18 protein-coding genes are annotated in these 25,093 nt (G+C 73.8%); 16 read left to right on the plus strand and 2 right to left on the minus strand.

The genetic code is table 11. The features are described 5' to 3' along the window. Positions 1 to 42 precede the first annotated feature (42 nt). Entirely contained in the window at positions 43 to 2,862 is a 2,820-nt protein-coding gene (locus QQM72_RS09930) for a helix-turn-helix transcriptional regulator (protein WP_314220430.1), read from the plus strand. A gap of 295 nt (positions 2,863 to 3,157) precedes the next feature. Then, positions 3,158 to 3,949 (plus strand): S1 family peptidase, encoded by a 792-nt coding sequence (locus QQM72_RS09935; protein ID WP_314220431.1) that lies wholly within the window; start codon positions 3,158 to 3,160, stop codon positions 3,947 to 3,949. Between the two features lie 184 nt (positions 3,950 to 4,133). Here QQM72_RS09935 and QQM72_RS09940 read toward each other — a convergent pair whose 3' ends face one another. Then, entirely contained in the window at positions 4,134 to 5,243 is a 1,110-nt protein-coding gene (locus QQM72_RS09940; RefSeq protein ID WP_314220432.1) for a winged helix DNA-binding domain-containing protein, read from the minus strand. Between the two features lie 223 nt (positions 5,244 to 5,466). On the opposite strand from QQM72_RS09940, the gene QQM72_RS09945 reads away from it, so the two are divergent. The 8 genes from QQM72_RS09945 to QQM72_RS09980 all read left to right on the plus strand — a co-directional run bounded on the left by QQM72_RS09945 (position 5,467) and on the right by QQM72_RS09980 (position 16,049). Next, positions 5,467 to 6,795 carry a helix-turn-helix domain-containing protein gene (locus tag QQM72_RS09945; protein WP_314220433.1) on the plus strand — a complete coding sequence of 443 codons (1,329 nt, stop codon included), beginning with the start codon at positions 5,467 to 5,469 and terminating at the stop codon, positions 6,793 to 6,795. 309 nt (positions 6,796 to 7,104) lie between these two features. Beyond that, a complete protein-coding gene (locus QQM72_RS09950; protein WP_314220434.1) occupies positions 7,105 to 7,758 on the plus strand; it encodes a toll/interleukin-1 receptor domain-containing protein in 654 nt (217 codons plus the stop codon). Then, positions 7,755 to 10,100, plus strand: coding sequence for a hypothetical protein (locus tag QQM72_RS09955; RefSeq protein ID WP_314220435.1), 2,346 nt, complete (start codon positions 7,755 to 7,757; stop codon positions 10,098 to 10,100). The genes QQM72_RS09950 and QQM72_RS09955 overlap by 4 nt, the downstream gene beginning before the upstream one ends. 77 nt (positions 10,101 to 10,177) lie before the next feature. Beyond that, entirely contained in the window at positions 10,178 to 11,080 is a 903-nt protein-coding gene (locus QQM72_RS09960; protein WP_314220436.1) for a hypothetical protein, read from the plus strand. Continuing rightward, on the plus strand, positions 11,077 to 12,372 hold the full coding sequence (locus QQM72_RS09965) for an OmpA family protein (protein WP_314220437.1): 1,296 nt from the start codon (positions 11,077 to 11,079) through the stop codon (positions 12,370 to 12,372). The genes QQM72_RS09960 and QQM72_RS09965 overlap by 4 nt, the downstream gene beginning before the upstream one ends. Before the next feature lie 16 nt (positions 12,373 to 12,388). Beyond that, positions 12,389 to 13,747, plus strand: a complete 1,359-nt coding sequence (locus QQM72_RS09970; protein WP_314220438.1) for a hypothetical protein — start codon at positions 12,389 to 12,391, stop codon at positions 13,745 to 13,747. Continuing rightward, entirely contained in the window at positions 13,744 to 14,163 is a 420-nt protein-coding gene (locus tag QQM72_RS09975) for a hypothetical protein (protein ID WP_314220439.1), read from the plus strand. The genes QQM72_RS09970 and QQM72_RS09975 overlap by 4 nt, the downstream gene beginning before the upstream one ends. A 416-nt stretch (positions 14,164 to 14,579) precedes the next feature. Further along, positions 14,580 to 16,049, plus strand: a complete 1,470-nt coding sequence (locus QQM72_RS09980) for an MFS transporter (protein ID WP_314220440.1) — start codon at positions 14,580 to 14,582, stop codon at positions 16,047 to 16,049. Between the two features lie 105 nt (positions 16,050 to 16,154). Here the strand turns inward: QQM72_RS09980 and QQM72_RS09985 are convergent, their stop codons facing one another. Further along, entirely contained in the window at positions 16,155 to 16,991 is an 837-nt protein-coding gene (locus tag QQM72_RS09985) for an IclR family transcriptional regulator (RefSeq protein WP_314220441.1), read from the minus strand. Between the two features lie 203 nt (positions 16,992 to 17,194). Here QQM72_RS09985 and QQM72_RS09990 point away from each other — a divergent pair, with 203 nt between their 5' ends. Genes QQM72_RS09990 through QQM72_RS10015 form a run of 6 tightly spaced genes read left to right on the plus strand, consistent with a single transcriptional unit; the run spans position 17,195 to position 25,013 of the window. Then, entirely contained in the window at positions 17,195 to 17,743 is a 549-nt protein-coding gene (locus tag QQM72_RS09990) for a quercetin 2,3-dioxygenase (RefSeq protein WP_314220442.1), read from the plus strand. Between the two features lies 1 nt (position 17,744). After that, positions 17,745 to 18,710 (plus strand): alpha/beta hydrolase, encoded by a 966-nt coding sequence (locus QQM72_RS09995; RefSeq protein ID WP_314220443.1) that lies wholly within the window; start codon positions 17,745 to 17,747, stop codon positions 18,708 to 18,710. A gap of 27 nt (positions 18,711 to 18,737) precedes the next feature. Continuing rightward, entirely contained in the window at positions 18,738 to 21,566 is a 2,829-nt protein-coding gene (locus QQM72_RS10000; RefSeq protein WP_314220444.1) for a family 78 glycoside hydrolase catalytic domain, read from the plus strand. Continuing rightward, complete coding sequence (locus tag QQM72_RS10005; protein WP_314220445.1) at positions 21,563 to 22,516, plus strand: dioxygenase family protein; 954 nt, start codon at positions 21,563 to 21,565, stop codon at positions 22,514 to 22,516. The genes QQM72_RS10000 and QQM72_RS10005 overlap by 4 nt, the downstream gene beginning before the upstream one ends. Beyond that, on the plus strand, positions 22,513 to 23,370 hold the full coding sequence (locus tag QQM72_RS10010) for a fumarylacetoacetate hydrolase family protein (protein ID WP_314220446.1): 858 nt from the start codon (positions 22,513 to 22,515) through the stop codon (positions 23,368 to 23,370). The genes QQM72_RS10005 and QQM72_RS10010 overlap by 4 nt, the downstream gene beginning before the upstream one ends. Further along, the gene (locus QQM72_RS10015; protein WP_314220447.1) at positions 23,367 to 25,013 is read left to right on the plus strand and encodes an FAD-dependent monooxygenase; all 1,647 of its coding nucleotides are present in this window, start codon (positions 23,367 to 23,369) and stop codon (positions 25,011 to 25,013) included. Before QQM72_RS10010 ends, QQM72_RS10015 begins: the two co-directional genes overlap by 4 nt. Positions 25,014 to 25,093: the final 80 nt, after the last annotated feature.

Genomic DNA, 25,093 nt, shown 5'->3' on the forward strand with positions numbered 1-25,093 from the left:
TTGCCTAGAATTTGGCCCGGACACGACACTCGGAGGGGAGCGGTGACCGTGCGACGGGACTTCAAGGAGCCTGCCAGATGCCGCCCCGACCTGGTCATCGGCAGGGACGAGCTGTTCACGGCCGCCCGTGACCAGCTGACGCGCGGCGGCAGTGTGCTGCTGCACGGTCCGGCCGGAATAGGAAAGTCGACCGTGCTGCGGGCATTGGCCGCGGATTACGGCGAGGCGGCCCGCACCGTCCTGCGCTGCTCGGCGACCGAGTCCGAATCCCATCTTCCCTTCCTGGCCCTGGCCGACCTCTTCGGCCTCGTGCTGGACGAGATCTCGGACAAGCTGCCCGTCGCCCAGCGCACGGCCCTGGAGTCGGCGCTCACCGGCCGGGGCGAGTCGACTCTGCAACGCGACGGTCTCGCCCTGCGTCTGGCCGTGCTCTCGGCCCTGCGCGCGCTCGCCGCCGCGGGTCCCGTCCTGCTCGTCGCCGACGACCTCCAGTGGCTCGACTCGGCCAGCGCCGAACTGCTCGGCTTCGCCGCCCGCCGCCTCGGCGACACCCCCGTCCAGCTGCTGTGCGCGGTGCGGACGGAGGAGCAGGAGTACGACCGTCATCTACGCGCGTCCCCTCCCGACACCCTCGCCGTCCGGCTCAACCCCCTCTCCCGCGCCCAGGTCTCCGCGCTGCTCGACCACCGCGGCTACACCGACCTGCCCCGCTCGACGATGCGGGAGATCCACCGCACCAGCGGCGGCAACCCGCTCTTCGCCCTGGAACTGGGCCGCGCCCTCGGCGAGAGCCCGACGCCGCCCCGGCCCGGCGAGCCCCTGCCGGTGCCGACCTCGCTGCGCGCCCTGGTCCTCAGCCGCCTCGACATGCTGTCGGACGAGGCCCGCCGCACCCTGCTCGTGGCCAGCGCCGGCGCCCGCCCCACGCTGGCCCTGCTGCACGCGGCCGGCCGCGAGAACGCCGAGGCCGAGACCGCGCAGGCGGCGGCCCTCGGGCTGCTGGCGACGGAACCCGAGGGACCGGCCGTACGCTTCGCGCATCCGCTGATCTCGGCCGCGCTGTACGCGGAGGCCCCCGCCCAGGAGCGCCGGGCCGCGCACGCCGCGCTGTCCACCGCCGCCTCGGATCCGATCGAGCGGGCCCGCAACCTCGCGCTGGCCACCACCGGCACCGATCCGGAGGTCGCCGCCCGGCTCGCCGAGGCCGCCGCACTCGCCCGCGACCGGGGCGCTCCCTCGGTCGCCGCCTCCCTCGGGCTGCTGGCCGCCCGGCACACCCCGCCGGACGGCGCCCCCGCCCCGGACGACCGGCGGCTCCAGGCCGCCGAGGACGCGATCACCGCCGGCGAGGTGGACCTCGCCCGGGACATCGCGCGCGAGGTGCTGACCCGGGCGACCGTGCCCGCCGAGCGGATCCGGGCCTGGGAGGTGGTGATCGAGGCCGCCGGGCAGTCCCTGGGCGAGGTCGACGCCGTCTTCCCGCAGGCCCTCGCCGACGCCGGTGACGACCCGCGGCTGCTCGCCCTGGTCCACTACCGGCTGGCCTGGCGCAAGCTGATCGTCGAGGGCGACTTCGCCGAGGCCCGCGAGGAGGCCGCGCACACGGCCGACCTGGCGGCCCGCGGTGGCGACCGGCGCACCGAGCTGATGGCGCTCTCCTTCCAGGCCTCGACCGAGACCCTGATGGGCCACCCGAACGCCCCCACCACCATCAAGCGGGCCCTGCGGGAACCCCAGGACCCCTACGTGGCGTGCCATCACAACGGCGTCGGGGCGGCCCGGTTCCGCTGGCTGCTGATGAGTGATCAGCTCCCCGAGGCCCGGTCGACCATCACCGCGCTGCTGCGCGAGGTGCGCCGGCGCGGCATGGTCGAGAGCGAGGTGCACTTCCAGCGCTTCCTCGCCGAGACCGAACTGCGCTCGGGGCACTGCGGGCGCGCCCTCGACCTGGCCCGCGAGAGCCTGCGGCTGGCCCGGGACTCCGGCATCGGCCTGGGGGCCTCCGCGATGCTGGCCTCCCTCGCCGAGGCCTCCGGCGGTGACGTCGACCGGGCGCTGGCGCTGGCCAGGGAGGCGGCGGGGAAGGCCGAGGAGGACGGCGACCAGATGTACGTATCGCGTGCGCTGGCCGCGCTCGGCCACGCCCAGTTGGTGGCCGGGGACGCGGCGGGCGCGGTCGGCTCGCTGCGCCGGGTGCGGGAGCTGGAGCAGGGGCTGGGCATCACCGATCCCGCCCGGGGCCGCTGGCAGGGCGACCTCGCCGAGGCGCTGGTCCGGGTCGGTGAGCCGGGCGAGGCGCAGGACGTCATCGACGTGACGCGCGAGCACGCGCTCCGGCTGGGCCGCGAGAGCGTGCTGGCCGTGCTGGACCGGGCGGAGGCGATGGTGCGGGCGGCCCGCGGCGACCACGAGGCGGCGCTGTCCCGGCTGACGTCCGTTCAGGACCGGCTCGCCAAGCTGGGGTACGGCCTGGAGGAGGCGCGGGCGGCGTTCGCGCTGGCCATGCTGCGCACCGGGCGGCCGGGCCCGACGTCGTACGACGAGGCCGCCAGGTTGTTCCGGCGGTGCCGGGCGCTGCCCTGGCTGCGCCAGGTGGACGCGGCGGTCGCGGCGGCCGCGCCCGGGACGGTCGCCGTGCCCGCGCAGACGGCTCATCCCTCCGACGCGCTGGAGGGGCTCGCCTCGATGGAGCGTCAGGTCGCCGCGCTCGTCATGGAGGGCGCGACCAACCGGGAGATCGCCGCGCGTCTGTTCATCAGCGTCAAGACGGTCGAGGCGACGCTGACCCGGGTCTACCGCAAGCTGGGGATCCGTTCGCGGGTGGACATCGTCCGACTGGCGGCGGGGCGTCACGCGAAGTGAGGAATCGGCGGGTTAACTGCCCCTCAGGGGCACCCCACCCTGGGCGGGTGCTGGGCCCCGCGATGCGGTTTCCCTGAGCGCCCCCTCGGCGGCGACTGTGGCTTCCCTGAGCCGACCGAGGGTTTTCCCTGCCCCAACTCCCTTAGGGGGTTCCCTCATTGGGGGAAACGGGTGCCGGGTTCTAGCTTGAGGGACGTGCCGCTCGCCCGGGCATACGGGGGTCGGTCCCGCGACCCCCGTGTAACCCCCCACACCCGCGCGACCCCCCACCGGCAATCCCCCACCGAGGAGATCCATGTTCGGGCTCAACCGGTTCAAGAAGACCGCCGCCGTCCTCGCGGCGACCGCCGCCGCGGCGGCGACCGCACTGCTCAGCGCCCCCACCGCTGTCGCAGCGCCGCAGCCGATCGTCGGCGGCACCACGACCACGACCACGACGTACCCGTTCATGATGCAGATCACGGACGCCTCGCAGAACCAGTTCTGCGGCGGCACCCTCGTCTCGGCGACCAAGGTGGTCACGGCCGCCCACTGTATGGTCGGCGAGACCACGAGCAGCGTGCGCGTCGTCGGTGGGCGCACCTACCTCAACGGCACCAACGGCACGGTCAGCCGGGTCAGCAAGATCTGGATCAACCCGAGCTACGCGGACGCCACCAACGGTGACGACGTGGCCGTCCTGACCCTGTCGACGTCGATGCCGTACACCACGGCGTCGTACGTCTCCTCGTCCCAGACCGGCGTGTACGCGGCCGGCACCACCGCCCGCATCATCGGCTGGGGCACCACCTCGGAGAACGGCAGCTCCTCCAACCAGCTGCGGACCGCGACCGTCCCGATCGTGTCCGACTCCAGCTGCAAGAGCTCCTACGGTTCCGACTTCGTCGCGACCGACATGGTTTGCGCCGGATACACATCCGGCGGCGTAGACACCTGCCAGGGCGACAGCGGCGGTCCCCTGCTCATCGGGGGCGTCCTGGCAGGGATCACTTCTTGGGGCGAGGGCTGCGCGGAGGCCGGCTACCCGGGCGTGTACACCCGGCTGACCACCTTCTCCAGCCTGGTGACGACGCAGGTCAACTCCTAGCCGGTCGGTTCCCGACCGGTGACCGCGTAGCAGTCCCCGACAACTCCTGAGCACCCCTCAGGGAAAGACCGGGGGGCGCTGCGAGCCTCCACGAGCGGCCCGCAGCGCCCCCTATCCAAGCCCTCACCGGTCTCCGGTGGGGGCTTCTCGTCTGCCGCCGTGCGCCGCGGGCGGAGCGCGGTGGTCACGGCCGTACGACGGTGCCGAACCGGATGTCGTGGGCCCGCCCCGGGTGCATGGTGGACAGCATCCGCTCGCCCTCGGCGGCCACGTCCTGCCGCTGGGCCTTGGTCAGGGTGCCGAAGGGCTCGATGACCAGGGCGTCCCGCTCCGGCTTCCACACACCCGCCAGGAAGCCGTCGACGAGAAGGGTGCGGTACGCCTGGTTGCCCTGCCAGGAGCGGCCCCGGTACTCGGCCGGGACGACCCGGGTGCGGTCGGCGTGGGAGAGGAGGAGGTTGTCGAACTCGGGGAGGAAGCGGGGCGGGGCCGGGGTGCGCGGGTCGGGGCGCGGCGCGTCGGGGAGGTCGAAGAGCTCGACGCCGTGCTCGTCGCGGAAGGTGAGGAGGTCCGGGCGCAGGCGTTCGAAGGCGTCGCGCAGCCGGGTCAGGCCGGCCCAGGTCTGCATGTCCTTGACGGAGGCCGGGCCGAAGGCGGCCAGATAGCGCAGGACCACGGAGTCCGCCGTCGGGGCGCTCCGCGCGGGCCGGCCCAGCCAGTGCTCGGCGGTGGTGAGCGCGACCTGCCCGCTCCTGCCCCACAGTCCGCGCGGCGTGACCTGGACGAGGGGCAGTCGGCAGCGGGCGGCGACGGCGAGGGACTGCGGGTCGGCGTCCGGCCACTCGACGCAGAGCGCCTCGCGCAGCTGCTTCATGGTGCGCGGTTCGGCCTCGACGAGGTCGCGGGCGAGGACGGCGAGCCGGTCGAGGTCGACTCCGGCGAGACCCTTGCGGAAGTACGTCAGCTCACGGTCGCGGGCGGGCTGGACGAACGGCCTGAGCGTCAGGCAGTCGTCGGCGGTGTGGGTGTGGATGGTGGAACGCATGCTGACGATGCGGACGGCCTCGCGGCCGGCCATCAGCCTCGACAGCTCCTCGGGGACGAAGCCGTCGAGACGGGCGGCCAGCGCGTAGTACGGCGGCTTCACGTTCTGCGCCTGGAGTCCGAGCAGATGCTCCACGGCGGCCCCGGCGGACATCGACGCCGGCCGCAGCAGCAACTGCCGTTCGAGGGTGGCGCGGTTGAGGGCCCGAGCGCCGAGCACGGGGCCCGCCGGGTACGTCGTCTTCGTCATGTACGCAACGTAGCGGGGCTTGCGGACAGCTTCAGTCCGCAACGCACGAGCGGTCGGCCCCGTGGGCGGTACCGGAGTGCGCCGAACACCGCCCGAATGCGAACTGATTGACGGAAAGAATGCCCTCATTCGGACAAGCTTTCGCATATATTAATTAAATGGATGATCTTCTTTCGATGTGTGGCAAACTCCGTCCAGCAAAGGAGCAAGACGGGGAGCAACCATGTCACCAGCCCGGTCGGACTTCGGCCCGGAACTGCGCCGGAAAAGGCACGAGTCCGCGATGTCACTGGCCCAACTGGCCGCCGAGGTCTACATCTCGAAGTCGTACCTGAGCAAGATCGAGCGCGGACTCGCCACGCCCACGGGCAGGATCGCCCGATCGCTCGACGCCAGGCTTCGCGCGAAGGGGGAACTCGCCGCGCTGCTGGCACCCGGGCCCGCGGAGGGCCGGAGCGGGGAATTGCCCTCGTCCGCGCCCATGGACGCCGTCTCCTGGTCGTTCCACCTGCACGACGACGGGGAGGGCGACTTCACGTCCCTCGGCCCGGTCACCTCGCCGACGGGAAGGGCGCCCGCGGTCGTGGCGCACAGCGCCATCCCCCTCGGCGCGCACGAGGACGCGGCGGTGGAAGCGGCGCTGCCGGTGTTCCAGAACCTCTTCCATGAATACCGCCGGCTCGGCCAGTTCTCCGGCCCGGCGGTGGTACTCCCCCTGAGCACGGCGGCGACGGCCACCCTCCGCGGTCTGGGGCGCGGCGCGCCGCTGGCGCACCGGGGCGCCGCCCTGCGGCTCGCCGCGCGTTTCGCCGAGTACACCGGCTGGATGTGGCAGGAGGCCGGTGACGATCGGGCCGCACGGTGCTGGACCGACCAGGCGGCCACACTCGCCGAGGCCGTCGGGGACCAGGAGCTCGTGGCGTACGCGCTGCTGCGGCGGGCCGAACTCGCCCTGTACCAGGATGATTCGCTCGCCACCGTCGCGCTCGCCAGGGCCGCGGGGACGCGGGCCCGGGGCCGTCGCATCCGGGCACTGGCCGCGCAGCGCGAGGCCCAGGGGCACGCGCTCCTCGGCGACGAGGACGCCTGCCGGCGGGCGCTGGACCGCGGCGCCGACCTCACGAACGAGTCATGGCCGCAGGCGGACGGCGATCCGGCCCTGGGCGGCACGCATCTTCCCGACCTCACCGCCTTCGTCACGGCCTGGTGCATGAGGGAACTCGGCCGTCCGGAGGCCGCGGTCACCCTGCTCGACACCGGCCAGGACGCCATCGCGCCGCACGCGGCACGCGCCAGGGCCCGCCACGGCGCGCGGCTGGCCCTGGCCCTGGTCGACGCCGGCGAGATCGAGCGCGCCTGCGCCGTGGCCGAGTCGGTGGCCCGCGACGTCGTGACGACCGACTCGGCCACCGTACGGACCGACGTGAGACAACTCCGGTCGGCGCTGACCAGCCGGAGCAGACACGCCGCGGCCCGCGACGTCCTTCCCGTCATCGCCGCCAGCCTGAGCGGCAACCCCGTACCGCACGCACCCGGAGGCTCCGGAGTCTGACCCGCCCGCGCGGCACTCCCGCTCGGGACCGGTCGGATCCAGCGCACGCCGGATCTCCCGCGCGACCGGACCCCACCGGCGCCTCCCGCCCCCACGCGTGTCCCCGCGGACCGTCCGTGTCCTGTTGCCGACCCGACCGCCTGTGTCCTGTTGCCGACAGAAGTGTCCCCAGGCAACACCGTTGACCGCCCTCGGGGCGGCTGAAAACGTCAGGTTCACCCACCCCGCCCAGCCACTCGGCGGCCTCGCGCCCGCCCGAGGCCGATGTGGCGATCCGCCCTTCCCACCCACCCCGGCACGAGGAGCAGCATGGCCCCCTCCCTCTTCATCAACTTCCGTCGCGCGGACACGGGTTCCGTCGGCCCCCACCTCGACACCGCACTCCGGCACGAGTTCGGCGCGCAGGCGGTGTTCCGGGACCAGCGCAGCCTTCCCGAGGGCCTCGACTACCGCAAGCAGCTCGAACGGGGCGTCAGGAAGTGCGACCTCCTCCTCGCGGTCATGGGATCGCGCTGGGCATCCGTGCGGGACGGCGCCGACCGCCGTTTCATCGATGACGAACAGGACTGGGTCCGCAGGGAGATCGCTCTCGCCCTCGCCGACGAGACGCCCGTCATTCCCGTCCTGATCGACGACGCGCGGCTGCCGAGCGCAAGTGAACTTCCGGACGAGATCCGGCTCCTGACCCACCATCAGGCGTGCTATTTCCGGCCGCACCAGGAACACATCGACCTGCCGCCGCTCGTCGCCGCGATCTGCAGGGCGGTCCCCGCTCTGTGTTCCGGGCGGCGCGACGGCGAGAGCGGCGGCACGGGGACGGGCGGCGGAACCACCTTCCACATCGACCGGATCAGCGGCGGCAGCCACATCTACGGCGGCTCGCGCCACACGATCAACAACCACGGCTCCGCCGCCAGGACCCCGGCATCCGTCCCCGAGGACGACGACCAGGAGCGCCCGTGACCACGACTCCAGACCTCCCGGCGGACGGCAGCCGCGACGAGAGAGAATCCGCCGCCTGGGACGCGGACGTCCCCGTCGCGGAGGTCCCGCACCAGCACGACGGCGCCGGCGAGCCGGGCGCTCCCCCGCCCGACCCGCCGGAAGGCGGCGGCGCGGGAGCCACCTCCGACGAACCCGCCGGACATCGCAACGACGGTGGCGTCCCGGGCGATCGCCAGGAGGCCGCGGGCGCCTCTCGCTCCTCCGACGCGCAGCCGCCGGGGCCTCGGCCACCACGGGCCGCCGCCCGGGACGAGGGCGACACGGACGAGCAGATCTCCCCCGAACACTTCTCCTTCGTCATCCGCCATTCCGCCGGCAACGCGAACGCCTACGGCGGACACCACAACACCGCGCTGTCGCTGAACGTGGGCGGCCCCCAGCCCGTCGAGTTCCAGCAGACGCTCCTGGCGGCCGACGGCATCCAGCAGCTCCACCGTCTGCACCGGCCGGTCCCGGACCACCCGGTGATGGCGGACTGCCTGAAGAGGAACCACCTCGTCCTGCTGATCGGGCCGAACGGGAGCGGGCGGGACACCACGGCCCGGGTCCTGCTGGCCGACGCCTGCGGCAGCGACCGCGTCGCCGTCCTGTACAGCGGGGGTGCGGGGCTGGCGCAGGCGCTGGCCGAGCAGGCCGACCGGCACCTCACGCCCGAACACGGCGTCGTGCTCGACCTCGGCACCGAGCTGCCCGCACCGGCCACGCTGGCGGCCCTGGCGCTGCGAGCGGGCTCGATCGGGGCCCCCGTGGTGCTGATCGCGGAAGGCGTCGGAGCCGAGATCGAGGCGCTGTCACCGTATGCGTTCCGGCACACCGGCCCCGACCTCAAGCAGGTGCTCGAGGCGCATCTGGAGTCCGCGCTCCAGCGGCACCGTGCCGAGGAGCACCAGGGGGACCACTGCCCGCAGCACGCGCTGCGCGAGTTCCTGCGCGACGTCCTGCGGGACCCGCGCGTGCACGACGAGCTCGGTGCGAACCTGCCGGTCCGTGAGACGGTGTCCCTGGCCGGCACGCTGGCCGCCTTCCTGCACCGTCCCCCGGAGGAGCTCGGCCAGGCCTTCGGCGCCTGGCGCAACAGGCTGCGCACCCTGGCCCGGAGCCTGCTCGGTCTGACCGCCTCGGTGAACGTTCTCGACCCTCACCAGCAGCCGTTGCGCATCGCCTACGTCCTCTGCGACGGCCTGCCGCTGTCCGACTTCATCCGCGTGGGCACCCTGCTCTGTGACGAGGTGCAGGAGGCCGAGACCCGGGAAGCCGCCCCCGAGCGCCGGGTCTTCGACCTCGCTCTCGACCAGCTGGCCGAGACCGGCGCGGGCGTCGCCGCGGCGCCGGACGCCGGCAGATCCGACAATCCGCGCCGTGTCCGGCTCGCGGAGCCGGAGTTGATGGCGAGCATGCTCGAGGTCGTCTGGCACGGACCGGGGTGGCTGCGGGCACCGCTGGTGCGGTGGCTGCAGAAGCTCGCCGAAGACCGGCTGGAACGAGTCCGGTCGCGGGCCTCGGTCATCGCCGGCCTCCTCCTGCGCCACGACTTCGACAGCGTCTACCGCGACCTCGTACAGGTCTGGGCCCGCAGCAGGTCGGCACGGGACCGGCAGTACGCCGCCCTGGCCCTCGCGGTGGCCGTCGGGGCCGAGGACCCGTGGCTGACGGCGCGGATCGACCGGCAGGTCGCCGACTGGGCCCGCAGCCCCTCACCGCAACTGCAGGACAGCGCGGCCCGGACCTACGGCACGGTGGTGGGCACCCGGGACGTTGCGGGCACGCTGCGGGCCCTGGAGGAACTCGGCAGCCGGCGCACACCCGTCCGCTACGCCTCCGTCGCCTACGCGACCGCCGCGCTGTTCCTGGCGGCCGACGGCGCCGAGCCGGTGGCCGAGGCACTCGGCCGATGGGTCCGGCATCCGGACAACGAGGCGTCCCCGCTGCGGCACGCGGTCGGGACGCTGATCGTGCTCGGCCCGTACGCCGTCGGGCCCGAGCTGCCGTCCCGGCCGGCCCTCGCCGGCCAGGCGATGGCCGACCCCGAACGGGCGGCGTCCCTGCTGCTGCTGTGGCAGCACGCGCTGGTCGACCCGGCCTACTCGGGGCTGGCGTGGGCCTTGCTGGAGAAGTGGCTCCTGGCCGGCGACAGGGACGGCGAACTGTGCCTGTTCCTGGAGGGGTTCGTACCGGGCTTCTCCGCCGCCGAGCTTCTTTCCCGGGCCGACTTCCATGTCACCCGCATGGCGCGGCGGCACCCGGCCTCCACCTGCGTACGGCGCGTCCTGCGCGCGATCCGCCGGCGCCGGCGCCCCTGAGCACCGGCCCGCCCAGCAGCGCCCGCCCGCTCACGACCCCTACCACCCCCGTCGAACCGATCACAGGAGGATCAGCCATGCGACGACGGCCCCGAGGCCTGTTCGCCACCGTGCGCGAAGCGGTACGCACGTGGTGGCGCTCGATGTACGACGACAACGGCGAGCCGGAGACGGAGGACACCTGGTCCGACGACGAGACCGACGGGCCGGAACCCCGCAAGAAGGTGTCCGTGCAGTCGTCACCGCAGGAGAACCCGCTCTCCATGGCGGCCCACGGCGACGTGTTCTCCTTCCAGGTCTTCCCCACCTTCCGGTGGAGCAGCAGGGAGATGTCCCGGGACACGCTGAGGACGCGGGCCCGCCAGCACGAGACGACGGCGCGGGAGGAACTGCTCCGGGTCGCCTGGACGACCGCGCGCGGCTGTGCTCCGGACGACCCGGTCGCCGCCGAGCGGGCGATCAACGCCAAGCTCTCGACGGACGGCAACTGGTGCTTCGACGACACGCAGGGCCTCGTCCGCTGCACGCCCTCGGTCCGGGTGCGGGTGGATCCGGCCGTGCGTGACCACGTGCTGAAGTACCACCTGGAGGAGCTGACGCTGAAGGAGACGCTGCGGGTCGGCGAGTTCCGGGCGAAGCGGGCGCGGGAGCTCACCGAGGCCTGGCTCGAAGTGATCAAGGACCTGGAGCTGCTCGGCGAACTCGACGCGCACAAGCGGCGCCTGCTGGTGCCGTTCGCCGCCACCTTCGCCGACGCGGACTTCCACGTGGTGATGTCGGCCCTGCGCAAGGACCGGCTCACCAGCGTCCAGGCACTGCTCCAGGCCCTCGAGGGCGCGAGCAGCGCGCACCAGCGTTCCGGCATGTACGAGTTCGCCGCCGCGTACGACACGGCGATCTACGCCTTTCGCCAGGAGATGGGCCTCCACCCGGGTTCCTGGGGCGGGGGCGTCGTCATGGCGGAGGGGTCGGACCTGTGAGAATCTCCCCCGTCCCGGCGAGGGTCTCCCCCGTCCCGGTGAGGAACTCCCTGGTCACCCGCGCGGCCGGGTCCCTGGCACCCGTCGTCCTGCTCGCCGGTCTGCTGGCCGGCTGCGGCACGGACGACCCGAAGGCCGGCTGCGACTGGATGAAGGACCAGGCCGCCGCCTCCGGCGCGGGCGGCACCGTGATCCTCGTCGACGGCTCGGCGTCCGTGCGCGGCACCGCGTCCGACGCCGGGGGCCTGGACTACGCCCCGGCGATCGACGCGCTGCTGAGGGAGCGGGTCGGGGCGGGCGACGTCTTCTCCGTCGGAACCTTCGCGGGCGCCCCCGGAGACGTCGACTGGGTCTTCCAGAAACGGTCCGCCGACTGGAAGAGGAGCGCGCGGAGCTCCGGCAACCAGGAGAGCAACCGGGACGACGCGATCGGCTGCCTCGCCGAGGACGTCAGCACCGCCCGGCGTACGGTCCCCGCCGGCGAGGGCACCGACGTCCTGGCCGCCCTGTCGACCGGCACCGGCCTGTTCCACGGTGTCGAGGGCCCCCGGCGGCTCGTGGTGCTCAGCGACGGCCTGTCGACCGTCGGCTGTGCCGATCTGCGCCAGGCCGCTTTCGGCTCGGAACCGGAGATCAAGGCCATCGTGTCGGTGTGCGCCACCCGGGGCGAGTTCGCCGAACTGCCCGACCTGGACGGTGTCGGCGTCACGTTCGTGGGCCTGGGCCGCTCGGCCGGGAACCAGCCGTCGGCGAACCACGCCCAGCGCGACTGGCTGGCCCGCCTCTGGAAGACCCTGTGCGAACGTGCGGGCGGCGCCGGGACGACCTGTACCACCAGCGACGCCCCGGTCGGCTCGGCACCCGCCCCGGACGCCACCGGCCCGGTCCCGGCCGACCCGGTGGTGCCGTACCGCAACGGCCGCTCCCGCACGTACCCGCTGCCGGGCGCCGCGTTGTTCGACACCGACTCGGCACGGCTGCGCCCGGCGGCCACCGCGCCGCTCACCGGCATAGCCGTCCGGGCCCGCACCACACCGGGGCTCGACCGCGTCGAGGTCGACGGCTACGTGGATCCGCGCGGCGGATCCGGCAACGACCGGTCGCTCTCCCAGAGCCGCGCGGACGCCGTGGCCGAGCTGCTCGTCGCGCACGGGGTGCCCGAGTCGCACGTCTCCGCGTACGGCCGGGGGGTGTCCCCCGGGTGCTCCCCCGGCAGGTCCACCGAGGACATGTCCGACAAGGAGCGGTTGCAGTGCGACCGCCGTGTGGACGTCCGCGTCTTCTGGAAGTGAGGTCGGGCATCACGTCATGAACATCAACGGCAGCAACGGTTCCGGACGGACGGATCCCCTCGATGCGCCCCGGGCCTGCACCAGGCCGCTCCTCCCGCTCGTCGGAGCCAACGGGCACCGCCCGGCCGGGCGTCCGGTGGATCCGGTGGACAGCCAGGAGTGCGCGGCGCTGACGCGCGCCTTCACCCGCGGCAACTCCGGGCTGGCCGAGGCCCAGCCCGCCCTCGGCGAGATGGGCTCCGCACTCCACACGACGTTCCAGTCCGCGCGGGAGGCGATCGAGTCGGTGAGCCGGTTCACGGCCCGGCACTCGGCGGGCCTGGCACGGGACGACGTCAGGAAGGTGCGGGACCGGCACAGCGCGGACGGGCCGGAGAGCCGGCGCCATGGCCGGCAGCCCTGGGTGTGGCTCCAGTGGGTCATGCTCGTGCTCAGCGCCCTGTTCGAGCTGCCGTTCGTCGGGGAGGCGGTGGTGCGGCTCCTCGACGTGCCGGACCCGGACGGCTTCTGGTCCACCGCGGTCCATGTGTTCGCCTACCTGGCCGCGATCGGGGTGTCCTGCCTCCAGTTCGCCCTCGCCTCCGCGCTCGCCCGGTCGCTCTTCCGGCTGCGGGTGCGCACGGGCCGCCGCACCGAACGTGCGCGGCGCGGTCCGCGGGCGGCCTGGCGGCACCTGTGGCGGCTGGACGGGCCGGCCGTGGAGACCCGGCGGCCCGACGACCTTCCCTGGCCCGGCCTGACCCTGCCGGTGCTCGGCAACGCGCTGCTCGTCGGCCTGCTCGCGGCGACCGCCCACAGCCGCGCGAAGCAGAGCGGCCAGGTCACCGCGACGTTCGGGGAGAACGGCTATCTCATGGCGGTCTTCGTCCTCCTCGCGCTCAGCCTCGCCACCCTGACCACCACGGTCCTCGCGCACAATCCGTACGCGGAGCGCCACAAGGAGGCGAAGGAGTCCCTGTCCGACGCCGAGGACGAGGTGCGCGAACTGGTGCCGGCGGCGCGGGAGAGCATCACCGCGCACGGCGCGTCCTGGCACCGGCTGCTCGCCGCGGTGGAGCGGACCGCGGCCGACGCACGCCGTGTGGTGGACGACGCCTGCGCCGCGATCGTCGACGAGCGGGCCGACACCGGGGTGGCGGGCACCCTGGAACTGCCCCTGCGGGAGTACGCCCTGCCCGTCGCCGCCGACCGCGGCGGAAACGCCACCCCCCGGTTGCGTCTGGAGGTCCTGGACCACTACACCGACCTGCTGAGCTGGTACTCCCCGGACCTGCTGGAACACCTGCTGGAAGGGGTCGTCCACGAGCTGCGCCTGCAGTTCCTGATCACGGACGGTCCCGCGTCCCCGGCCGGGGCGCCGGTGCCGGAGGAATGACCCGGCGGCCGCACCTCAGCGAGCAGGACCTCAAGCACCTGGAGCTGCTGCAGAGCGTGATCTCCCGGCTCAGCAACAACTCCTTCCTGGTGAAGGGCTGGTGCATCACGCTCAACAGCGTGCTCATCGCCATGGCGCACGGCCGCCCGGACTGGAGGACCGTTCCGGTGGCCGTGACCGTGGCGATCGGGTTCTGGCTGCTCGACGGCTACTACCTGCGGCAGGAGCGCCTCTTCCGCGGCCTGTACGAAAAGGTCGTCACGGGCGGGGAAGCCGCCCCGCCGCTGTTCACGATGGACACCCGTCGCCACGGCGGCGAAGCGCCCTGGCGAGCGGTCCTGCTGTCCCGGCCGATGCTGTTCTGCTACGGGGTGCTCGCCATCGCCGACACTCTGCTGATCCTCTTCCTGAGCTGACGTCCCGGGCCCCGCACGCTCGGACCCGCGCCCGCGCGCGCCCCGCGCCCCGCGGCGCTCCCCGGGCTCAGCGCCCGGCGGGACGGGGGCCGTTCACGGCGGGCAGCCTCTTCGTGCGGGGCCGAGGAGAGGCACCCTCGGCGGCGACACGGAAGGGGCCGACGGGCCGACGGGCCCCCGGCTGCCCGGCGCTGCCCGTGGCCGCCGCTGACGGCCTCGGGCCCGCGACGGACAGGGGTCGGGCGCGTGTACGGCATGTTTCGGCTGTATGCCATTCAATGGAAAGCTGCCTGGTGGCCGTGGCGGCGGACGCTCATTCTTGCCGCACGCCTCGTGGGGGGCCGACCGTCATGAGTCGGACACGCCGCTCCCGAGCGTTCTGCCCTTCCCGCCCGGCTCGCGAAAGGAGCGGCTGCGTGACATCGACGTCTGCAAGCCCCTCGCTCACGGCATCGTCCGCCCGGACCTCCGAACGCTGGAACCGCCGCCTGGTGGCCTTGCTGGTGGCCCTGATCTGGCCGACACAGCTGCTGGCCGTCGCCGGCATCGTCACGGCCAACACGACGGCCGACATCGCGCAACGTTTCCACACCACCCAGGTGGCCTGGTTCTCGTTGATCGTCACGATGGTCTCGACCCTGCTCATCCCGTTCGTCATCAAGGCGGGTGACCGGTACGGAAGGCGCCGGATCATGCTCGCCATGATCGGTCTCGGGGTCGTCGGCGACATCATCGCGGCCATGGCGGGCAGCTTCTGGCTGCTGCTGGTCGGCCGGGGCATCGCCGCTTGCTACGCACCGTTCGCCGCCCTGTCCTTCCCTGCCGTGCGTGACCTCTTCCCCGCCCGGATGGTGAAGCAGGCCAGCGCGATCCTCGGCGGCAGCATGGGTCTGGTGGGCGTGGTGGGGCCGTTGCTCGCCGGTTGGCTGATCGACGCCGGGGGTTACCGGGCCGCGCTGTGGTTCATCGCCGGGGCGACCGCGGTGGCGTTCGTGCTGGTGGCCCTGCTGGTGCCCGAGACCCCGCGCCACGACTTCCAGAACGGCTTCGACTGGCTGGGCGGCATGCTGCTCGGCGGTGGCCTGACGGCCGTGGTGTACGCGGTCGGCCAGGGAGGGAGCTGGGGCTGGACGAGCGGTGCGACCCTCGGCTGGACGGCCGGCGGGCTGCTGGCGCTCGTCGCCTTCGTCCTCGTCGAGCGCGCCAGCGCCCATCCGATCCTCGACCTGCGCGTGCTCGGCCGGCGGCCGGTCGCCCTGACCGTCAGCGCCGCGGCCGTGGGCCAGGCCACCGCGCTGGCCATGGCCTCCATGGGCATCCTGCTGGCCCTCTACCCGGCGATCCCCGGGGTCTCCGACGGCCTGGGCTGGACCAGCACGCACAACGCGCGGATCGGCCTGACCTGGAATCTGGTCATGCTGGGCACCGGATTCGCCGCCGGCCGCCTGCTGCGCAAGGCCGACGCCCGGCTGCTGTGGGGGATCGGACTGGGGCTGGGCGCGGCGGGATACGGGCTGATGGGCCTCTTCCACGCCGATGCCACCGAGCTCGTCCTGACGGCGTGTCTGGCCAACCTCGGCACCGGCCTCATCGTCTCCATCGCTCCCGTGCTCGTCCTCGGCGTGGTCACGGTGGAGGAGCAGGGGCAGGGCAGCGGCCTGATGCAGATGCTCTTCAACTTCTTCGGCACGGTCGTCCCCGCCGTGTGCTTCGCCGTCCTCGCCGCGCACAGCACGGTCCTCCAGGGCACCGCCTTCTACCTGGACGGGGGCTACACCTGGGTCTTCTGGACCGGAGCGCTGATCCTGCTGGCGGCGCTTGCGGTGTCCCTGTTCATCCCGGCACTGCGGGATCCGGAGAGCGACGCGGCCCCCGCCGCCGCCTGACCGGGCCGCACCGCCTTCGTCGCCCCCCGCCGAGTCACCGGGCGGGGGGCGACGCCGTCGCCCGGGGGGACGCGCCCCGGATCCACTCACGCCCCCGCCACGGCCTCACTGCCGTCGGCGGGGGCCGCCCGGCGGCGGAGCCGGCGGGGCCGTGACCGCGCCGAGGCTGCGGGACAGGGCCCGGGCCGTGGCACGCAGGGCCGGGGCGAGCACGCGGGGCTCCGCGTGGCCGGCCGGCACGACGACCGACAGCGCCGCGACGACCTCGCCGTCGACCCCGCGCACGGGTGCCGCCACGGCGTGCAGCGGGACGGGCTCCGCGCGGTTGACGACGGCCACCCCGGTGCTGCGGATCTCGGCGAGGGAACGCCGTAGCGCGGCCGAGGACAGCGGTACGCCCTCGGGCTCGTGTGTCAGGGCCTGTCCGAGGATCTCGTCCTGGAAGTCGGGGCCGGCGTGCGCCAGCAGCACCAGACCGACGCCCGTGGAGTGCAGCGGCAGCCGGCCGCCCACCCGGTACAGCACGTCGATGGCCGTGTGGGCCGACAGCCGCTCGACGAGCAGCGCGTCCGTGCCGTCCCGTACGGCCAGCAGGACGTGCTGGTGGGTCGCCTCGTACAGATCCTCCATGTAGGGCAGCGCCACCCTGCGCAGCCCGTGCGCGCGCGGCGCGAGCGAGGCGACCTCCCACAGCCGAAGTCCCACGACGTAGCGGCCCTCGGCGTCCCGCTCCAGGGCGCCCCAGTGCACGAGCCGCCGGGCCAGGCGTAGCGTCGTACTCGGCGGCGTGTCCGTGACGCGGCTGAGCTCGGCGAGGGTCAGCGAGCGACGGTCCTCGGAGAAGGCCGTGAGCAGCGCGAACGCACGGTCGATCACCGGCTCGCCCCGTGGCGGCCGTCTTCCCCGGGCGGCGGCACCGGACGTGCCCGCGTTGTTCGTCACCCGTGCAGTGTGACCCACCCGGCGACCAGCAACGCGTTGCGTCCAGGTTTCGACCGCATGCCATTCAATGGAATTCCGCCTGGTGGGACGGTGGCGACGGGCCCATCCTTACGGCACCCGTCCGCATGGCCCCGTCCTTGCGGCCCCACCTCGACGGCTCTGCCCGCCCCGGGCAGAGCCGATCAGATTTCCGAGGAGACCCCATGACTGCGGAGTTCGCCCAGAGCGGCGGTGCGAAGCGCCTCGCCCTGCCGGGGAAGCCGGTGCCCTTCTTCCTGGAAGCCGGAGAGGGTGAGCGGTCCCACCTCTTCGACGCCCTCATCACCGTTCTGCTCAGCAAGGACGAGACCGGCGGCCAGTTCGGCCTGTTCACCTACGCGGCTCCCAAGGGCGACGCGATCCCCACCCACAGCCATGCCGACGTGCACGAGACCTTCTATCTGCTGTCCGGCCGCGCCCGGGTGTGGATCCAGGACGGCGACGGCGAGACGTACGAGAAGCTGCTGAAGCCCGGCGACTTCGGCTATGTGCCCGCCGGCTGTCTGCACACCTTCCGCGTCGAGGCGGACGACACGAGGATCATGGGCGCGTCCAGCGGCGGCTTCGAGCGGTTCTTCGGCGAGGCCGGGACCCGCACGGACTCGTCGGAGCTTCCGCACCCGCCGTACATCCCCTCCCACGAGCAGCTGGCCCGGGTCGCCCGCGAGCACCGGCAGGAGTTCCGGTTCGACGTCCGTCCCCTGGACGGCTGACATGGCCGCGAACGCATCCCCCCTCCCGGCTTCCCTCTTTCCCGCGTCCTCGCTTCCCGCGTCCCCCCTTCCGGCGGAGCAGACCACGCCTGCGGGCGCCCGCGTGCTCCGGGGGGTCGAGTACGGCTCGCCGCCCGGATTCCGGCCGCTGCTGCTCGACCTGTACCGCCCCGCGCGCGACCCGGAACATCCCGCCCCGGTGGTCGTCTTCCTGCACGGCGGCGGCTGGCGGACCGGACGGCGGGACCAGTTCGGCCCGGCCTTCGCCGGGTGGCCGGTCGGACCGTTCGACCGGCTCGTGCGGGCGGGCTTCGCGGTCGCCTCCCTCGACTACCGGCTCAGCGGCGAGGCCGTCTTCCCGGCCCAGCTGCACGACGGCAAGGCCGCGCTGCGCTGGCTGCGCGCGCACGCCGGCGAGCTGGGGCTCGACGCGGGACGGGTCGTGCTGTGGGGCGAGTCCGCGGGCGGTCATCTCGCGGCCCTGCTCGCGCTGACCGACGGCAGGCCCGAGTGGGAGGGCGACGTCGGCGAGCCCGGTCCGGGCGTGACCGTGGCCGGGGTCGTCGACTGGTACGGGCCCGCGGACCTGCGCACCATGCAGCGCCAGTCCCGGCCCGACGCGGTGAGCGCCCCGGACGCCGTGGACTCCCGGGAGGCGCTGCTCATCGGCGCACCCGTACGGGAGGCACCGGAACGCGCCGCCGCGGCGAGCCCGGTGAGCCATGTGTCCGCCGCCGCCCCGCCCTTCCTGCTCGCCCACGGCACCGCCGACCGGTTCGTCCCCAGCGGGCAGAGCGAACAGCTCGCCGCGGCCCTGCGCGCCCACGGGTGCCGGGTGAGCCTGCACCTGGTCGACGACGCGGACCACCTCTGGGCCGGGCTGCCCGATCCGGAGCCCGTGTTCGCCGAAGCCCTGGAGTTCGCCGCCCAGGTCTGCGGCCCCCGCGGGCTTCCCGGCCCGGCCTGACTCCTCCTCCAACGTTTGGTCACCTGTATGAACGCCGCTCCCACCTGTCTGCGTGCCGACGAGCTGGAACAGCCGCTGGGCCTCGGCAACCGCCGCCCCAGGCTGTCCTGGTGGCTGCCGCCCGGCTCGCGCGAGCAGTTCGCGTACCGCGTCGGCACGGGCACGGGCTGGGACTCCGGCCGTGTCGACTCCGCCGACAGCATGCATGTGCCGTACGGGGGGCCGCCGCCCGGCTCCGGGGAGCGGATCACCTGGCGGGTCAAGGTCTGGACCGACCTCGGCGAGAGCGCGTGGTCGGGGGAGGCCTGGTTCGAGACCGGCCTGCTGGAACCCGCCGACTGGCAGGCACGGTGGATCGAGCCCGTCGTGCCCGGTGTGCCCGGCGAACCCGGTGATCCCGTGCCCGACGGGGCGGGTGTGCCCGGCGAACCCGGTGATCCCGTGCCCGACGGGGCGGGTGTGCCCGGCGAACCCGTGCCCGACGGGGCGGGTGTGCACGGTGCTCCCGTGCCCGGAGGACCCGGCGTCCCGCCCGCCGGGCACCGGCCCGCCCCGCTGCTGCGCACCGCGTTCACCGCGGGCTCCCCGGTCCGCCGGGCCCGGCTCTACGCCACCGCGCAGGGTCTCTACGAGGTCTTCCTCAACGGGGAGCGGGTCGGGGACGCCGAGCTGACGCCGGGGTTCACGCAGTACGACGTGCGTCTCCAGGTGCAGGCGTACGACGTGACGGCGCTGCTGCGGGAGGGCGAGAACGCGCTGGGGGCGGTGCTCTCCGACGGCTGGTTCCGCGGCCAGGTCGGGGTCACCCGGGCCCACGACCAGTGGGGCGAGCGGGTCTCGTTCCTGGCTCAGCTGCACCTCGAGCACACCGACGGCACCACGTCCGTGGTGTCCACCGACCGGCACTGGCGCTGGGCTCCAGGGCCGGTCGTGGCCGCCGACCTGATCGCGGGGCAGTTCACCGACCTGCGCGGCACCCCCGTCGGCTGGGACCTGCCGGGGTACGACGACTCGGCGTGGACGCCGGTGGAGGTCGCCGACCACGGACATGCCGGGCTGGTCGCCTCACCCGCCCCGCCCGTGCGGCGCGTCGAGGAACTCGCCCCGGTCTCGGTGACCCGTCCGCGCCCCGACCGGCAGGTCTTCGACCTCGGCCAGAACATCAACGGCTGGGTGCGGCTGACCGACCTCGGTCCGGCGGGCACCCGTCTCACCCTCACGCACGGCGAGTCCCTGGGCCCCGACGGCGATGTGACGACGGATCACCTCCGCGTGGACATGCCGTTCCTGCCCGAGCCGCTCCCGGCCGGCCAGGTCGACCGGGTCGTCTCGGCCGGCCGGCCCGGCGAGGCCTTCGAACCGCGGCACACCACGCACGGCTTCCGCTACGTCCGGGTCGAGGGTCATCCCGGCGAGCTGACCGCCGACGACCTGCGCGGTGTGGTCGTCCACTCCGACCTGCGGCGGACCGGCTGGTTCGACTGCGACGACGAGCGGGTCGACCGGCTGCACGAGGCCGCCCGGTGGGGTCTGCGCGGCAACGTCTGCGACATCCCCACGGACTGCCCCACCCGCGAACGCGCCGGCTGGACAGGGGACTGGCAGCTGTTCGTGCCGACCGCCGCCTTCCTCTACGACGTGTCGGGCTTCTCGGCGAAGTGGCTGCGCGACGTCGCCGCCGACCAGTGGCCGGACGGCACCGTCGCCAACATCTCGCCGGCCTGCCGCACCGAGGGGCCCAAGGGGCCGGTGGCGCATCTCAACGGCTCGGCCGGCTGGGGCGACGCGGTGGTCATCGTGCCCTGGCAGCTGTACCTGGCCTACGGCGACCCGGGGATCCTGGAGGAGCTGTGGCCCGCCATGACCGCCTGGCTCGGCCGGGTCGAACGGGCCGCCCGCGAGGAGCGGCACCCGGACCGGATCCGGCGCTCGGCCCTCCCGGCGCCGCACGAGCGGTATCTGTGGGACACCGGGTTCCACTGGGGCGAGTGGCTCGTGCCCGGTGAGAAGGTCGGTGACCTGGCGGCGTACGCGGCCCTGGACAAGGCGGACGTCGCCACCGCCTACTACGCCCACTCCACCCGGCTGGCGGCGCGCATCGCCCGCGTCCTCGGCCACGACGAGGACGCCGGCCGCTACCGGGACCTGAGCGAGCGGGTGCGCGCCGCCTGGAGGACGGAGTTCGTCGCGGCCGACGGCTCGCTGCGCCCGGACACCCAGGCCCACCACGTGCGGGCGCTCGCCTTCGACCTGGTCCCGGCCGGACTGCGGGCCAGGACCGCCGCACGGCTGGTGGAACTCGTCCGCGCCGCGGGCACGCATCTGGGCACCGGCTTCCTCGCCACCCCGGACCTGCTGCCCGTGCTCGCCGACTCCGGACACCTGGACGTCGCCTACGAGCTGCTGCTCCAGGACACCGCCCCGTCCTGGCTCCACATGATCGACCGGGGTGCGACGACCGTCTGGGAGCACTGGGACGGCGTCGGCGCGGACGGCACCGCGCACGACTCCCTCAACCACTACTCGAAGGGCGCGGTCGTCTCCTTCCTGCACCGCTGCACGGCCGGGATCAGGCCCGACGAGGACGCGCCGGGCTACCGGCGCTTCACCGTGGCGCCCCGCCCCGGCGGGGGCCTGACCCGGGCGCGGGCCGAACACCACTCGCCGTACGGGCCGATCCGCTCGTCCTGGCACATCGAGGACGGCCGCTTCCGCCTCTCCGTCACCGTGCCGCCCGGCACCACCGCGCACGTCGTCCTGCCCGACGGCGCCCGGCACCACGCCGGGCCCGGCACCCACACCTACGGCTGCGCGGCACCGGACGCCGCCCTGACGCCCACGGGAGCGACCCCATGACCGACACCACCGGAACCGCTCGACCCGCCCCCGCGGCAGGGCCGGCGATCCCCGGCTCCGCCCACGACCCCGGGCAGGACGCCCTGGTGCGACAGGTCCTCGCCACCGTCCGGGGCGACGACGAGCGGCTGCGGGAGCTGATCGGCGGCCTCGTGGCCCATCTGCACGCCTTCGTGCGGGAGACGCGTCCTTCCGAGGACGAGTGGCTGCGCGCGGTGGACTTCCTGGTCCGCACGGGCCGGGCCTGCACCGACCGCCGCAACGAGTTCATCCTGCTCTCCGACATGCTGGGCCTCACCTCGGCCGTGGACGAGGTCAACCACACGGGCCCGGCCACCATGACGCCCAGCTCGGTCGAGGGCCCCTTCCACTCGCCGGCGCCGCACCGCCCGATGGGCGCCTGGATCGCCGAGGGCCCCGAACTGCGGCGCGGGGAGCGGGCCGTGGTGCACGGCAGGATCACCGACTGCGACGGCGGGCCGCTGGCCGGCGCCGTGCTGGACGTCTGGCAGGCGAACGACACGGGTCTGTACGACAGCCAGGACGCCGAGCAGCCCGACGGCAACCTGCGCGCTCTGTTCACCACCGGTCCCGACGGCGCCTACTGGTTCCGTACGGTCAAGCCCGCCAGCTACCCGGTGCCGACCGACGGCCCGGTGGGCGAGCTGCTGCGGGCGCTCGGCCGTCACCCGATGCGCCCCGCCCATGTCCACCTGCGGGTGGAGGCCGCCGGTCACCGGTCGCTCACCACCCATGTGTTCGCCGCCGAGGACCCCTACCTCGGCTCCGACGCCGCGTTCGCCGTCAAGGACGCGCTCATCGCGCCCTTCGCACCGGGCGACGAGGAGACGGCGCGTCGGTTCGGCATGGAAGGACCGTTCCTGGCGGCCGAGTTCGACATCCGTCTGGCCGCGGTAACCGCGCAGGAAACAGGAGGCACGCGCGCATGAAGCTCGTCGGCATGGCGGATCCGGGCCGGGCATCCGGCCGCAGGCGGGCCGTGATCGGTGTCGTCGTGGACGGCCGGGTCACCCCGCTCACGGAGGTGGACGACTTCTACGCGGACCTCCCCCACTGGCTGGAGCAGGCCCGCGCGGTCCGCCGCGGCACGGTCCCGCTCGCGGAGGTGACCCTCGCCCCGCCGGTGCCGGCGTCGGCGCGGGTGCTGTGCGTGGGACTCAACTACCGTGCGCACGCGGCCGAGGGCGGTTTCCGGGCGCCGGAGCACCCCACCCTGTTCGGCCGCTGGACCGCCTCCCTGTCGGTGGGCGGCGTACCGGTCCCGGTGCCCGCGAACGAACCGGGCCTGGACTGGGAGGGCGAGGTCGCGGCGGTCGTCGGCGCCCGGCTGTGCGACGCCGGGGAGCAGGAGGCCGAGGCCGCCGTCCTCGGCTACGCCGTCTTCAACGACCTCACCGCCCGTACCGCGCAGAAGCTCACCGCCCAGTGGACGCTGGGCAAGAACGCCGATCTCAGCGGCCCGATCGGGACGGTCGTCACCGCCGACGAGGCGGGCAGCCTCGCCGACGGACTGCGCCTGGTCACCCGCGTCAACGGGGAGATCATGCAGGACGGGAACACCCGCGACATGATCTTCGGGGTTCCCGAGCTGCTGTCGCGGATCAGCGCCACCCTGACCCTGCATCCCGGCGACGTGATCGCCACCGGCACCCCGGAGGGCGTCGGCTACGTCCGTACGCCGCCCCGTCTGCTGCGCGCCGGTGACGTCGTCGAGGTGGAGGTCGACCGGCTCGGGACGCTGCGTACGCCCGTCACCGACGCGTCCGCGAGGTCCGGCGCGTGACCGGGACGACCGCCCAGGTACTGATCGCGGGCGGCGGGCCGTCCGGTCTCGCCGCGGCGGTCGAGCTCGGCCGCCGCGGCATCGCCACCGTGCTCGTCGAACCGCGCACCACCGTCGACGACGACCGGCCGCGGGCCAAGACCACCAGCATCCGCACCATGGAGCACTTCCGCCGCTGGGGCCTGGCCGACCGCCTGCGCGCGGCCGCCCCGCTGCCGGTTGCCTGGTCCCAGGACGTCATCTTCTGCACCGGCCTCCTCGGCACCGAACTGACCCGTTTCCGCAATGTGTTCGGGCTGTACGACGGCCGCGACGAACGCTGGGCGGAGCCCGGCCAGCAGGTCCCGCAACCGGTTGTGGAGCGGATCCTGCGCGCGGCGGTGGCCGCACTGCCCTCGGTCACCTGCCTGACCGGCCACCGGGTCACCGCCGTCGAGCAGGACGAACACGCCGTGCGCGCCACGGTCACCGACGCCGACGGCTGCGTCCGCGTGCTCACGGCCGGCTATCTGCTGGGCTGTGACGGCGGCGGCGGAGTCAGCCGGCAGGCCGTCGGAGCGGTCTACGCCGGCTCGTCCGGTGAACGGCCCAACCTCAGCATCGTCTTCCGGGCACCGGGCCTGGGCGAGGCGGTCGGCCTGGACCGGGCGGTGCAGTACTGGGTGGTGAGCCCCGAGGCCGCCGGTCTCATGGGACGTCTCGACCTGGACGACCGGTGGTGGGCCATCGTCCAGCGGACCGACCCCGACCACCCGGTGGCACCCGAGGCGCTGGTACGCGCTCTCGTCGGCGCCGGGCACCCCGGACCCGTGGAGGTGCTCGCCACCGACCCCTGGACCGCCCGCATGCTCCTGGTCGACCGCTACCGGCGCGGCCGTGTCTTCCTGGTGGGCGACGCCGCCCATCTGAACCCCCCGTGGGGCGGGCACGGCTTCAACACGTGTGTCGGCGACGCGGTGGACATCGGCTGGAAACTCGCCGCGGTCCTCCAGGGCTGGGGCGGCGCGGAGCTGCTGGACAGCTACCAGAGCGAACGGCGGCCGGTGGCTCAGCAGATCATCGCCGGCAGTGCCGCCCAGGACAGGCTGCTCGCCCCGTCCTTCGCCGACCCCGCGCTCCTCGGGGACACGCCCGAGGCCGGCCGCCGCCGTGCGCGGACCGCCGCCGCACTCCAGGCCAAGGCGGGCGAGTTCCACAGCGAGGGCCTCGTCCTCGGCCAGCACTACGCCTCGTCACCCGTCGTCGTCGACGACGGCTCCGCGCCCCCGCCCCTGGTGCCGCGCAGCTATCACGGCCTGTCCTTCCCGGGCGCCCGGCTGCCGCACAGCTGGCTCCCCGACGGCCGGTCCCTGTACGACGTGCTCGGCGACGGTCTGACGCTGCTCCTCCTGGCCGGCGCCAGGGAGCCCGACCGCGCCGCCTTCGCCGAGGAGGCCGCGGCCCGGGGCATCCCCCTGACCACCGTCGACCTGACCGGCCTGGTCCCGCGCGAACGCTACGGCGCCCCGATGCTGCTGATCCGGCCCGACCAGCACATCGCGTGGCGGGGCGCGGACGGCGTACGGGCCGGGGCCGTGCTCGATGTCGTCCGCGGCGCGACGGATTCAACGTCCTTGCATGACAACACAGTTGATGCTCTGTGATCCTCGCGTGCTCCCCCGTCACGCGCGGTCGCCCGGGTGCCGCGCCCAAAGGTGAAGGTCGGCGTCACGCACGGGAGTCG

Source organism: Streptomyces zaehneri, assembly GCF_032248645.1.
Lineage (GTDB): Bacteria > Actinomycetota > Actinomycetes > Streptomycetales > Streptomycetaceae > Streptomyces > Streptomyces coriariae.